The organism is Paraglaciecola hydrolytica, from assembly GCF_001565895.1.
GTDB classification, from domain to species: domain Bacteria; phylum Pseudomonadota; class Gammaproteobacteria; order Enterobacterales; family Alteromonadaceae; genus Paraglaciecola; species Paraglaciecola hydrolytica.
This window is the reverse complement of sequence record NZ_LSNE01000009.1, coordinates 473,656-486,971: the sequence shown is the minus strand read 5'-3', so window position 1 is coordinate 486,971 and position 13,316 is coordinate 473,656. Positions and strand designations below refer to the sequence as shown.

At 42.2% G+C, this 13,316-nt stretch carries 13 protein-coding genes; 1 reads left to right on the top strand and 12 read right to left on the bottom strand.

Annotated elements, in window-relative coordinates:
* Positions 1-730, top strand: a 730-nt coding sequence (locus AX660_RS17915) for a hypothetical protein (RefSeq protein ID WP_162266432.1), incomplete at its 5' end; no start/stop codon positions are given.
* A 336-nt stretch (positions 731-1,066) separates the two neighbouring features.
* Here AX660_RS17915 and AX660_RS17910 read toward each other — a convergent pair.
* The 12 genes from AX660_RS17910 to flhA all read right to left on the bottom strand — a co-directional run bounded on the left by AX660_RS17910 (position 1,067) and on the right by flhA (position 13,272).
* A complete protein-coding gene (locus tag AX660_RS17910) occupies positions 1,067-1,468 on the bottom strand; it encodes a DUF2802 domain-containing protein (RefSeq protein WP_068379806.1) in 402 nt (133 codons plus the stop codon).
* An 83-nt stretch (positions 1,469-1,551) separates the two neighbouring features.
* Positions 1,552-2,043, bottom strand: coding sequence for a chemotaxis protein CheW (locus AX660_RS17905; protein WP_068379803.1), 492 nt, complete (start codon positions 2,041-2,043; stop codon positions 1,552-1,554).
* Between the two features lie 24 nt (positions 2,044-2,067).
* Positions 2,068-2,772 carry a chemotaxis protein CheW gene (locus AX660_RS17900; protein WP_068379801.1) on the bottom strand — a complete coding sequence of 235 codons (705 nt, stop codon included), beginning with the start codon at positions 2,770-2,772 and terminating at the stop codon, positions 2,068-2,070.
* A complete protein-coding gene (locus tag AX660_RS17895) occupies positions 2,769-3,548 on the bottom strand; it encodes a ParA family protein (RefSeq protein WP_068379799.1) in 780 nt (259 codons plus the stop codon). Before AX660_RS17895 ends, AX660_RS17900 begins: the two co-directional genes overlap by 4 nt.
* Before the next feature lie 87 nt (positions 3,549-3,635).
* Positions 3,636-4,757: a protein-glutamate methylesterase/protein-glutamine glutaminase gene (locus AX660_RS17890; RefSeq protein ID WP_068379797.1), complete on the bottom strand. Its 1,122-nt coding sequence runs from the start codon at positions 4,755-4,757 to the stop codon at positions 3,636-3,638.
* A 50-nt stretch (positions 4,758-4,807) separates the two neighbouring features.
* The gene (locus AX660_RS17885) at positions 4,808-6,982 is read right to left on the bottom strand and encodes a chemotaxis protein CheA (protein ID WP_068379794.1); all 2,175 of its coding nucleotides are present in this window, start codon (positions 6,980-6,982) and stop codon (positions 4,808-4,810) included.
* Between the two features lie 12 nt (positions 6,983-6,994).
* On the bottom strand, positions 6,995-7,759 hold the full coding sequence (locus tag AX660_RS17880) for a protein phosphatase CheZ (RefSeq protein ID WP_068379791.1): 765 nt from the start codon (positions 7,757-7,759) through the stop codon (positions 6,995-6,997).
* 33 nt (positions 7,760-7,792) lie between these two features.
* On the bottom strand, positions 7,793-8,176 hold the full coding sequence (cheY, locus tag AX660_RS17875; RefSeq protein ID WP_068379788.1) for a chemotaxis response regulator CheY: 384 nt from the start codon (positions 8,174-8,176) through the stop codon (positions 7,793-7,795).
* A 42-nt stretch (positions 8,177-8,218) separates the two neighbouring features.
* A complete protein-coding gene (locus AX660_RS17870) occupies positions 8,219-8,950 on the bottom strand; it encodes an RNA polymerase sigma factor FliA (protein ID WP_068379785.1) in 732 nt (243 codons plus the stop codon).
* On the bottom strand, positions 8,947-9,816 hold the full coding sequence (locus AX660_RS17865) for a MinD/ParA family protein (protein ID WP_068379783.1): 870 nt from the start codon (positions 9,814-9,816) through the stop codon (positions 8,947-8,949). Before AX660_RS17865 ends, AX660_RS17870 begins: the two co-directional genes overlap by 4 nt.
* Positions 9,813-11,138, bottom strand: a complete 1,326-nt coding sequence (gene flhF / locus AX660_RS17860) for a flagellar biosynthesis protein FlhF (RefSeq protein ID WP_068379780.1) — start codon at positions 11,136-11,138, stop codon at positions 9,813-9,815. The genes AX660_RS17865 and flhF overlap by 4 nt, the downstream gene beginning before the upstream one ends.
* A 34-nt stretch (positions 11,139-11,172) precedes the next feature.
* Positions 11,173-13,272: a flagellar biosynthesis protein FlhA gene (gene flhA / locus AX660_RS17855; protein WP_068379778.1), complete on the bottom strand. Its 2,100-nt coding sequence runs from the start codon at positions 13,270-13,272 to the stop codon at positions 11,173-11,175.
* Positions 13,273-13,316 lie beyond the last annotated feature (44 nt).

Below are 13,316 nucleotides of genomic sequence, written 5' to 3'. Positions count from 1 at the left end.
TGATGATTTTATTAGTAGAGTCATTGCAACTGAACGCTATTCAGTTTCAAGTTTTGAAGAAACTTATTCGAAGATACGCATAAATTTGCCCCCCTCAATCTCACCCTCATATTTAGTTGAAGGTAAAGCGGCAACCCCTTCACAAAATGGCCTATATATTTTTGTCACACCAGAAATTAAGCTGCTATATATTAAAATAATGAGCTTTGACGGAAGTTACAATGCCAAAGCTGTAGTCAATATTAGGACAGATAATTCTAAATGGATCAACATTGAGCTACCAAGTAAATACGGAGAGATATATAAATTATATAGTTCTGAATCCTTTGCCTTACAGGCTTATATTTTGACCAAAGACGATGAAAGTAGACCCATTCAAAAAATCTTTCCATCCTCCTGGGGTGAGCCAATATTTGATGAGAAGAAAGCACCTCAATATTTTGTCGTAATTCATTCATTTGGAGGTTCTCTAAATTATGAATATTTCAGTAAAAATGGTGAATACAAGAAATTGAACTGCAAAAAAATTGAACAAGATTGGGGTATAATGGGTTTGCGAAAATTATCCTCCATTCTTAGTAATGTTGAAGACAATAATAATGTTTACAATTTTAGTTACAAGTGCCCTATTAATAGTGGCGATTTTGAAATTTCAAATGTATCTAAGGTTCAATTTAATTATGGCAGTGACAGTTTAAGAAAAAGCTATTTTGTCAATATTGTAAAGTGAACTAAACCAATATGTGGAGAGTCTGGTAAGGGCTGAGAATCTCAATAGGTTTTCGCTAAAATGTTAACACGCTCAAACTAATACAGCTCAAACACCAGCGAAGCTTTGCTGAGTCCGAGCGCTTTGACTCATTATGTTTATAGTTGTTAATTTGTATGAGAAATAGATCCAGCATTGCATTGAAAAATTGATCCACTTAGTGGTTTGTTAAAGCCAAAATTCACTTCAGTTCAACTTGTAAGTCATGGTTCAATGTTTGATGCAAATAATATTTGAAACTGGAACTACTTTGGGTGCAAATTAACAGGCAGAAAAAACATACTGCGCAAACGACTTTTAACGCTGATGCAGGCTAAATAACAACTCGGCTTCGGCTCTGGGTAAATCGCATTCCTGCATAACGTCGTTTAGTGTGGCACCTCCGGCAATTAATTTTGCGGCTTTTTGATAAAAGCGACTTTGCGGATCATGTTCAGCAAGTTTTTGTTGTTTGTCATCCAAGCCGTTGATGCTAACGATGAGTTCTTTGACCTTTTTGCCCAGCGCCTGATTACCACTACGAATTTCGTGCAGTTCATCATCAAGTTGGGCTAATTTTTCGAGGGTTTGGCGCATGGCGTCGTCTGACTCAGACAACCGATTTTTTAATTGCTTGAACTTGCTTAAGATAAACCATGTTAGGCCACAGAAGGTTAATAGCAGTACAAGGCCAAGCCCTATGATTAGCAGCTCAGGCATAGCTGCCACTAATCATAAATAACAACTGGGATGCCGTAGTTGGTCGCAAGCTATTGATAATCACAGGTCAGATGCAGTTAGGATTAAATATTGGTAATTTCATCCCACTCATCATCATTGAGCAGTTTATTTAAATCCACCAAGATCAACAGTTGACCGTCACGATTACTCACACCTTGGATAAATTTAGCACTCTCTTCTGTGCCAACATTAGGGGCGCTATCAATTTCGGATGCCTTCAAATAAACCACTTCGGCAACGCTGTCGACCATAATACCTACGACTTGATCGTCTGACTCGATAATCACAATGCGGCTATTGTCTGAGATGTCTGAAGAAGGCAAACCAAAACGTGAACGGGTATCAATAACGGTAACCACGTTGCCACGTAAGTTAATGATACCTAATACGTAGTCTGGTGCACCCGGTACAGGAGCAATTTCGGTATAACGCAATACTTCTTGCACTTGCATAACATTAATTCCATAGGTTTCTTCACCCAACTTGTAGGTAACCCATTGCAAAACGTCATCACCAGCAGTGACTTTATTACTTGAATTTTTGTTATTACTCATTGCAATTGCTCCAACCCCTTAGGGTTAATCATAACTACTGATACCTTGGTTTAACATGGCAACAAGTTGCTGCACATTAACCAAGGCGCACATTTTATTTTTAACCATGCCGGCCAACCATGGACGACTCGCATCGGCACTTCGCCATTTAACATCTTCTGGCTGTAAAGTGGCGGTATTGACTAAACGTTCACAGGCCAGTCCCCAACCACTCTCATCTAATAGTATAAGATATTGATATTTTGCACTTTCTGCCAGTTTTTCGGCGGATTTTTCTGGCATTATCCACTTTGCAGTATCTACTACGTTATATTTATGCTCTTTGTGCAACATAACCCCTTTGAACCACTTAGGTTTACCAAACAAGGGATTGATACTTTCGATTTGATGGATACCACCTAATTCGGTCAAAGGTACCGCTAAGGTTAAACCGGCAATTTCGAAAAACAATGCTTGAAAACCCTCTTCAGGCACTACAGCTTGTTTTTTGACGGTCTTTTTCTTTGTTACTGTAGCTGTTTTTTCGACCTCAACGTCAATAACTTTAATTTGTTCCTGTTGAGGAGCGAGTTGCGGCACAAAGGGTTCACTGCGTGCTGCTGGTTTAGCTGTTTCCAATAAATGTGAAATAGCATGTTTTTGTAGTACTTCAACCACAGGCTCTTCGGTCAACAAAGCTGACATGTAGTCTTCCATGACATTTTCATTCGCGAAAGGCTTGCCACTCATGCTGCTACGTTGCACTCCAAAATAAATTTAAGTAATTTTCCATAGGCAAAAACACCTCTAGATTTAGCACAAAAAACCGAAGGGGGGCTTTGTGCCTGACTCGCGTCTCTGAAACGTGTATCCACCGGTATTACCCCAGGCCAAACACCATCGCCATAAGTCGCTTTAAGCGTTTTATACGCTTCGGTTGCCGCATTGACGCGCCTGTCGTACATAGTCGGCACTATGGTAAACGCAAATTCTTTGCCGAGCGATTTTTGCATTATCTCCATGGAATGCATCATGCGTTCTAGCCCTTTTAAAGCCAGAAACTCAGTCTGACAAGGAATGACGACTCGATCACAAGCCGCCAGAGCATTGATCATCAACACACCTAATACCGGTGGGCAATCAATAATGGCATATTCAAATTCGTCTGCGACTAAATTTAAGGCTTTTTTGAGGATAAGGCCCATGCCATTTTGGGTACCCATTTTTCGATCCAAGGTAGCCAAGGCCATAGTCGCAGGCAAAATAAACAAGGAGTCCAACTTGGTTGGACACAAACAGTCCAACACATCTTCTTTAGTTAACGTTTTTCCACTCATAAACACATCGTACAAACTGCTAGACAATTGTTCTGAGTCAACCCCAAAATAATAACTTAACGAAGCCTGCGGATCGGTATCAACCAAAATGACTTGTTTGCCAACTTGCGCTAACAGCCCACCTAAGGTGACAGTAGTTGTGGTTTTACCTACTCCACCTTTGTGATTAGCTACAGTCCAGACGATCACATTTAAGCCTTATCTTATTATTTACGATGTACAATGTAGTGTTCAATTAAACTAAAACAGTTATATCGTCCAAAGAGTCACGTTACTTTAATTCAGCATTTCTGCTTTAATCTGACTGGCCATTTGCAATATATCAAAATTATTTTCGGAAATATTGGCCACGGTAACTGCTTGTGGCATGCCATAAACCACACAACTTTTTTCATCTTGAGCCCAAATTCTGGCGCCTCTAGATTTTAATGTACGGCAGCCTTCACGACCATCTGCGCCCATACCTGTCAAGATGATACCTAAAACATCACCACCATACACTTTAGCCAATGAGTCAAAAGTGAGATCAACACTAGGTTTATATGCAGCCTGAGGAAATTGCTCTGGCTCAGAAATTTTAATATGTGCGGAGCCTGAATGCCCTTCAATGGTCATTTGCCGTCCACCTGGCGCTAAATAGGCCACGCCTTTTTTCAACATCTCACCGTGCTGCGCTTCCTTGATATTAATTTTACATAATTCGTTAAGTCGACTGGCAAACGCCTCAGTAAAAGCAGCGGGCATATGCTGCACCATGATAATTGGATAAGGAAAAGTGGCAGGCAAATCAATCAAAATCTTTTGCAAGGCCACAGGACCGCCAGTAGACGTGCCAATGGCTAGACATTTATATGACTTTTTAAGTCCAGAACGAGCCGCGGTATTCACATTGTTAGTTTGGGTAAAACTACTAGTGTATGAATGTAGAGCGGGTTTTGGTTCAGCCGCAGGTTGCAATGACTCCCTTAATCTTGCCAGTGGACGTTGACCTAAGCCGGGATTTTTACGCGCTAAGGTCTTCACTCTGTTTTGCAGTAAAGCCACGGCTTCTTTTTTATTCAGCGCGATATCTTCAAATCTTTTAGGCAAAAAATCCAATGCGCCTGCATCAAGAGCATTCAGCGTGGCTTGAGCACCATCTTGGGTAAGAGAGGAAAACATGATAATTGGCACCGGACATTGGGCCATGATTTGTTTTACCGCAGAAATGCCATCCATCACCGGCATCTCCACATCCATGGTGACCACGTCTGGTTTCAATTGCTTAACTAAATTGATGGCTTCCATACCATCCTTTGCTTCACCTACTACCTGCAACTCGGGATCTTCTTGCAAGATCTGAGTAATACGACGGCGAAAAAATGTTGAATCATCAACAATTAAAATTCGGTATGCCATCTAAGCCTTAACTAACGTTAATTTATGTGTAAAAAAGACTGCAGGGGCTGTTAACCCCGCTTAGCCGCATATCGTTTTAGCAAACCAGGAACATCGAGAATGAGGGCGATACCACCATCACTGGTTATGGTTGCCCCTGCCATGCCGGGAGTGCCTTGCAATAGTTCGTCAAGGGGTTTAATTACCACTTCTTCTTGCCCAATGAGGGCGTCAACCACAAAGCCGAGTTGCTTAGTACCAATTTGTACCACAACAACATGACCTTTAGTTTTGTCGATAATACCGTGTTTACCTGGTGTTCTGGTTAGCCATTCACGTAAATAGAACAAGGGAATAGCTTTTGATCTAACGATCATCGTTAATTGCCCATCAACCGTATTGGTTTTAGTTGGATCAACGTTAATAATTTCATTTACCGAACCCAATGGTAGAGCAAAGGTTTGCTCCCCTACCACTATCATCAAGGTAGGTAAAATCGCTAGGGTTAGCGGCACTTTAATCTCTAATATCGTACCTACGCCCATTTTAGAATCAATTTTTACTGTGCCATTAAGTTGGTTGATTTTGGTTTTCACCACATCCATACCAACACCACGACCCGACACTTCAGAAATTTCTGTTTTTGTTGAAAAGCCCGGAGCAAAAATCAAGTTAAATGCTTCAACGTCTGTCATTCTGGCCGCGGTATCGGCATCCATAACACCACGTTTTATGGCAATTTCTTTGAGCTTTTCGGGATCCATGCCCTTACCATCATCTGTGATAGTAAGCAGTATGTGATCGCCTTCCTGCGAAGCAGCTAATTTAACCGTACCCATGGTAGGTTTGCCCGCAGCTTTGCGATCTTCTGGCATTTCAATACCATGATCGACTGAATTTCTGACTAAATGCACCAAGGGGTCGGCCAAAGCCTCTACTAGGTTTTTATCTAAATCGGTTTCTTCACCTTCAAGCTCAAGGGTAATTTCTTTTTTCAGTGTACGAGCTAAATCACGCACAACCCTTGGAAAACGGCCAAACACCTTTTTAATCGGTTGCATGCGGGTTTTCATCACCGCGCCTTGCAAATCACCGGTTACCACATCTAAATTAGCAATTGCCTTAGACATGCTTTCATCATTGATATTAATACCTAGGCTAATCAAGCGATTACGCACTAATACTAACTCGCCGACCATATTCATAATTTGATCAAGACGTTTAGTATCCACCCTGACCGTCGTTTCGGCCTGTGGTGCGCCACCTGATTTTTTATCTTCTTTACTGTCAGAATCGCCGCTAGCGGGGGCACTTTCAGGAGCTTTTTTCACTACTGGCGCTGGCGCTTTTTTAGCGACTGGCGCTACAGGTTTAGCGGCACTGGCAGCAGGTTTATTTTCAGTAGGTTTAGGTGCAGCCGGTTTCTCTGCTTCAACGGTATCGGGCGCCTGCCCTTTACCATGTAATTGATCCAACAAGGCTTCAAATTCTTCATCAGTAATTTCGTCATCACCGGATTTGGCTTTATTGGATTTAGCAGCTTCTACTGGTTTAGCGGGAAGGGGTACTTCGTTTTCGGCTTTAAACTGGCCTTTACCATGTAACTGGTCTAATAGAGCTTCAAACTCGTCATCACTTATGTCTTCGTCTGCACCACTTTTAGCTGGGGATTTTTTCTCAACAACGGCGTCTTTAGCACCTGGGGCAGCTTTGCCATGTAGTTCATCTAACAAAGCTTCAAATTCATCTTCGCTAAAATCACCTGATTCTTTTTCTGCAACTACCGCGACGGGTTCATGGTCTTCGTCTGTGGATGGCGCCACAGACTCTTCATCATCAACTACTTCATCTTCGGATTCTGGGCGACTGAGGCGGTGTAAGGTATCAAGTAAGTCTTGTTCTGCCGCAACCAAAGGTTTTCCGGCTTTCACACTACTAAACATTTTCACAACTTCATCTGTAGCCTGAAGTATGACATCCATCAATTCAGGAGTAAGGGTGCGTTGGCCAGTGCGCATCACGTCAAAAACATTTTCCGCGCCGTGGCAAATATCAACAAGTTCGGTTAAGGATAGAAATCCTGCGCCACCTTTGACGGTATGATAGCCCCTGAAAATAGCGTTAAGCAAACCGCCATCTTCTGGATTATTTTCTAGATCAACCAGTTGTTCCTGTAATAGCTCTAGGATCTCTCCAGCTTCTACTAGAAAGTCTTGTAATATATCCTCATCCACATCAAAAGCCATACGCTCGTACCCCTAAAAACCAAGACTCGAAAGCAAATCGTCAACATCAACCTGGTCAGATGCAACGTCTTCACGACTCTCTGCATCTAGTATCGGTCCTTCTGCTTTTATCATATCGGCCTGATTGTCTGATTTCTTAGGCCTTTCCTTACGCGGTTTACCGTCTTTTGGCTCAATCCCACCAAACATCGTTAACATATAGACTAAATTGTCTTCAACTTCTTTAACCAGTTCGATAACACGGCGAATAATTTGCCCCGTCAAATCTTGATAACCTTGCGCCATCAGCACTTCGGTTAACAAACCAGTTAATTTTGCAGAATCTTGGCTGCCAGTTTCTAAAAACTGATCCATTTTTTTACACAAGTGATTAAATTCACCTAATTGCAATTCACGGGACATCAGCTTTTTCCATTCTGGCAACAATCCACTAATACCCTCATGCAGTTTTTCTGCAATAGGCATACATGAATCAACCAAATCCATGGTTTTATTTGCCGCATCTTCCGTGGCTTGGATAACATAGGTTAAACGGGCTTTTGCGTCAGGGATATCTTCTTTAGTCATATCCACAATGCGTGGATCAAGCTGAAAATTATTCAGTGAATCATGCAATTGACGAGTTAATTTGCCTACTTCAGCAAATAGTTCTACTGAATTATGTACTCCGACAGCGTCCAGTAAATTATTAGCGCCTTCGTTGTCCCCTTGTTCTAATAACTCAACAAGCAACTTTGCATCTTGCAAAGAAATAAGAGCATCGCTAGTGGTTTTCATACAGTCATTCCTCTTAATCAGGGCAGCCTGAATTTAACCTAAGCGTTCAAATATTTTTGCCAATTTCTCTTTAAGTGTAGCCGCAGTAAAGGGTTTAATAACATAACCGTTAACCCCTGCTTGCGCAGCCGCTACGATTTGTTCTTTTTTGGCTTCTGCAGTCACCATTAATACCGGAATATGTTTCAGGTTAGGATTAGCCCTAATCGCCCGAAGTAAATCGATCCCCTGCATGCCTGGCATGTTCCAATCAGTTACCACAAAGTCAAAATCACCTTGTTGCAACATAGGTAAGGCAGTATTGCCATCATCTGCTTCTTGTATATTCGTAAAGCCAAGATCTTTAAGTAAGTTCTTGATAATCCGACGCATTGTTGAGAAATCATCAACAACAAGAATCTTCATATTCTTATCCAAAACTACCTCCGGTAAGGGGTCTACCCCGTCTGCAATGCACTATTAATTTTCGTTATTTTGCCAGGATTGCATGCGAACTTTAAGTTTCAGCATAGCCTGACTATGTATTTGACTGACCCTGGATTCACTCACATCCAGTACTTCACCAATTTCTCGTAAGTTTAATTCTTCATCGTAATAAAGAGAAAGTACTATAGCCTCTCGCTCAGGCAAAGTAGTAATAGCATGAGCGAGGGCTTTTTGAAATGAACCCTGTAATAAATCTTCAAATGGTGTATCTGAACCTTTGGTTTGTTCATTGGTGACCACATCTTCAGTGACGCCCAAATCTTCAATTCCAATCAGCTTGCCTGAATTAACTTCAAGCAACATCTGGTGGTATTCGTCTATGCCAACTTGTAGTTTTTCTGCCACGTCCACATCGCGAGCATCCCTTCCGGTTTCACGCTCTACCTGCCTAATAGCCTCGGTAATAGCACGACCATTTTTGTGAACAGAACGAGGAGTCCAGTCACCTTTACGGATTTCATCTAACATTGAGCCGCGGATACGTATACCAGCAAAAGTTTCAAAACTAGCACCTTTGCTACCATCAAAATTACGCGATGCTTCTAACAGGCCGATCATACCCGCCTGAATCAAATCATCAACCAATACACTGGCAGGTAATCTCGCTAACAAGTGATGAGCAATACGTTTGACTAACGGTGCATGCCGCTCTACCAATTCATTTTTATCAGCCATTTGCTGGTAAGCTGCGGCTTTACTACTCACCGATGCTCGCCCATAACTTTTTTACCACTGACAAGTTGTTCTAAAAAGAACTCCAAATGTCCACCTGGTTGAGTTGGAATTGGCCATTCGATGGCTTTTTTAGCTAACTTACGAATTGCCATAGCCGCGGGAGAGGTAGGAAAAGCCTCTACTATCGCCTTTTGTTTTCTGACTGATTTACGTACGTTCTCGTCGAAAGGAATAACGGCTACTAGCTCTAAGGCAACATCCAGAAAACGGTCAGTCACTTTGGTTAATTTACTAAATAACTCATCACCTTCACGCATTGAGCGCACCATATTGGCGACTATTTTAAAGCGAAAAACGCCGTGTTCTTTATTCAGAATTTTAATCAATGCATAGGCATCGGTTAATGAGGTAGGTTCATCACATACCACCATCAGTATGTCCTGTGAGGCTTTAGAGAAACTCAAAACCATATCGGAAATACCTGCTGCGGTATCAACAATCAATACATCAATTTGTGATTTAAGTTCGCTGAAAGCTCTAATCAACCCAGCATGTTGGATGGGTGTGAGCTCTGTCATTGACTGACTACCCGATGTTGCTGGCGCTATTTTGATACCATAAGGTCCTTCAACCAATACTTCATCAAGAGTACATTCACCGGAAAGCACATGAGATAGATTTTTTTCAACGCGTAGTCCGAGTAATACATCGACGTTAGCTAAACCTAAGTCAGCATCGAGTACCATGACTCTTTTGCCTTGTTGTGCCAAGGAAATAGCCGTGTTAAGTGTGACGTTAGTTTTACCTACGCCGCCCTTACCACCGGTTACTGCAATTACTTTGATTAATCTAGATTGATTCATTCTTCTTAAGCTACTCGCTTGATCCTCAATCATACTGCCACTGCTGCATTATGTGGGTAATTTTCCGTAGTATGAATTAAACCATATTTTTTATAAAGCTTCGCAGCACTGCTAATTAAAAATTTTGTGTCTGCCACTTGTAAATCTTCTGGAACCCGCTGCCCGTTGGTTAAATAACATACTGGCAACTTATGTTCTATCGCTGCGCTAATCACTTCACCTAGGCTATAACACTCATCTAATTTAGTGAGAATACAGCCATGTAACGCCACTGGACTATAGGCTTTGATACTTTGTTGAATAACCTGATATTGGCAATTCGCCTGTAATACTAAGAACTTTTTGATGTTAGCACAGACATTGCCATTTAAGGTATCTAACTGTTTGATTAATCTAACATCTCTTTGCCCAAAACCGGCAGTGTCTATTAATACTAGGCGCTTATTTCTGAATTGAAACAATAAATCAGCTAATTCTTCACTACTTTGCGCTTTTTTAACGTTACAACCAATAATCCGGCCATAAGTAGCAATTTGCTCAAACGCGGCAATACGATAATTATCTAAGGTAATTATCGCCACTTGCTCAGCGCCATATTTGTGTGCTGCTTGCGCAGCCAACTTAGCTATTGTGGTGGTTTTACCTGTGCCTGTAGGCCCCATCAGGGCGACTACACCACCATTCACCAATATATCATCATGACCAATAGGTAGGCGGTTAGCCAGTAGTTTGAGTAAAAACAGCCAAGCCTGCCGCTCATCCGCGTTATCTGGCGCGTAAGCCACTACTTCTTCGGCTAAACGTGTGGAGATCCCCATTTGCTCAAGGCTTGAGACTAAATAAGCATGTAAAGGATGTTTACGACTTTTATCTTGTTTTAACAAACCAGCAATCTGAAACTGCAATATATTACGCAAGGAACTGAGCTCCATGCGCATATCGTCCAACGCTGATTTTTGCTCATATTGCTGGACTGGAGTCACTGTAGTTTTTGGTGCTTTTAGCGTAGTTTCAGTTTTAGCTTCTTGGATGACGGGTTCAATTTTGGCTCTAGGTTCAGCATTGGTATTGGCTTTTGATTGTTTTTCCAATAAAGCACGCAAACTATCAGGGCCTGAATCGCCAATAATCTCACTCAAGGTTGGGGTTTGTCCCTGATAAGGTGCGGTGGAACCGGCAAATTTAGCTTGCTTAGGTTTTGCACTGGCAGATGGTTCTTTATCATAAGCCGCGACAATCTCCACCCCATCAGCGTGTTTCTTGTTTGACATAATCACAGCATCACCACCAAGTTCATCTTTCACTTGTTTAAGTGCGTCGCGCATATCTTTGCCATAAAAACGTCTGATTTTCACCTTGCCCCCTTGAGTGCCATTTTAGCGTGTCGCATTATTTGCCGACGGCACTGACTATTTTAATTTGTTTGTCATCAGGGATTTCCTGATACGACAACACATGTAAACCGCTAACTGAGTGTTTTAAAAACTTAGATAAAACTGGTCGTAACATGCCCGATGTGAGCAATACGGCAGGCTCGCCCGCTAATTCTTGTTGTTGTGCTGCATCACCTAAGGAAGATTGCAAACGTTCGGCCAGACCAGGCTCAATCCCTGCGCCATCAGCACCACCGGCTTGCAAGGACTGGTGCAACATCTGTTCCAGTTCTGGTGCCAAAGTTATGACTGGAATTTCGTTAGCTCCACCATTGATTTGCTGCACAATTAGACGTTTTAAAGCGATGCGCACCGCTGACACTAATACGTCAGGATCCTGGCTCTTAGGCCCATATTCACATAGGGTTTGCACTATGCTGCGCATATCGCGGATAGGTACACCTTCAGATAATAAGGTTTGCAAGATTTTAACCACGGTACCTAAGGGGAGAATATCTGGTACCAAGCCTTCAACTAATTTAGGACTGTTTTTCGCGAGTAAATCCAATAGCTGCTGTACTTCTTCGTAGCCCAATAATTGATAAGCATTATTGGTGAGTAACTGACTAAGATGAGTAGCGACAACCGTTGCGGCATCAACCACGGTATAACCCAGAGTTTGTGCATGTTCACGCTGACTAGCACGGATCCAAACAGCATCCAGTCCAAAGGCTGGGTCTTTAGTGGCTTTACCTTCCACCTTACCAAATACCTGACCGGGGTTAATCGCCAGTTCATCATCATGACTGAGTTCAGCCTCCCCCACTGTCACGCCTAACATCGAGATAGTGTAACTGTTAGGATTTAAATCTAAGTTATCGCGAATATGTACAGGCGGGATCAAAAAGCCTAACTCTTGAGATAGCTTTTTCCTAACCCCTTTTATACGTGTCAATAACTCGCCACCTTGCGCTTTATCTACTAGAGGAATTAAACGATAACCGACTTCTAAACCTATGGTGTCCACGTGTTGCACATCATCCCAGCCCAGCTCTTTCATTTCCGCAGGTTGACGACTTTGCTCAGGTAAATTGCTTAATAGTTCAGGTTCATTTTCCGCTTGTTTACTGCGCCAGTAACCATAATAAGCATAACCTCCCACTACAGCACTAAAACCCAAAAAGGCCACATGAGGCATGCCCGGCACTATACCCATGACAAACAATATGCCAGCTGTAATATACAAGGCTTTTTGGTTACCTAATTGTCTGGTCAGTTCCTGTCCCATCTCTTGGGAGTCGTTTTCGCGGGTAACGATAATCGCTGTCGCCACAGATAACAGTAGTGAAGGAATTTGCGCCACTAAACCATCACCAATGGTCAGCAGGGTATAAATTTCTATGGCCTCACTAAAAGGTAAATCATGTTGGATCATGCCGATAAACAAGCCACCCACTATGTTGATTAACATAATAAATAAACCGGCTACGGCATCACCTTTTACAAATTTAGACGCACCATCCATCGAACCATAAAAATCCGCTTCACTGGTGATTTCCATACGGCGTTTACGAGCTTCATCCTGATCGATAAAACCCGCATTTAAATCAGCATCAATCGCCATTTGTTTACCCGGCATTGCATCTAGGGTAAAACGCGCACTTACTTCTGAGATACGGCCTGCACCGGCGGTCACTACTTTAAAGTTGATGATAAGCAGTATCGCAAATACCACGATACCAACGGCATAGTTGCCACCAATAACCACTTCACCAAAGGCTTGAATAACCTTACCAGCAGAATCTGCACCTTCATGACCTTCAAGCAATACGATACGGGTAGAGGCCACATTCAGCGCAAGACGTAATACCGTCGCAATTAACAAAACCAGTGGAAAAATGCCAAAGTCCACCGGCTTTTTGGTAAATACCGATACCAAAATAACCACTAGCGACAAGGCAATATTAAAACTAAACAGGATATCTAACAGGAAAGCAGGCATGGGCAAAATAACCATGCCCATAATAGCCAAGAGTACGATTGGAGCACCCAAACCAGAAGCCGCTGATTTCAGTTGTTTTTTATCGAATTGACCAAAATAGGAGGCTAATTGCATGGACGAAAATTTGACACCTAAGACTACGTTAACAAGCATTTTGC